The following is a 215-nucleotide window of genomic DNA, read 5'->3' on the forward strand; positions in this document are numbered from 1 at the left end:
GCGGCCGGTCATCCTCCCTCGGCCAGTCCCGCTCGTCCGTCAACAGCTCCACGGCCCCGGCCGACCAGTCCACGTGCGACGACGGCTCATCCACATGCAGGGTGCGCGGCAGGGTCCCGTGCTGCATCGCCAGCACCATCTTGATCACACCAGCCACACCCGCAGCCGCCTGCGTGTGCCCGATGTTCGACTTCACCGACCCCAGCCACAACGGC

The 215-nt window shown here is 69.3% G+C and carries 1 pseudogene; it reads right to left on the reverse strand.

What is annotated here, in order from left to right:
* A pseudogene (locus IH68_RS60130) lies at window positions 1-215 on the reverse strand (polyketide synthase); the annotation flags it as partial.

The sequence above is a fragment of the Streptomyces sp. NRRL S-646 genome (assembly GCF_000720765.1).
Classification (GTDB): Bacteria; Actinomycetota; Actinomycetes; order Streptomycetales; family Streptomycetaceae; genus Streptomyces.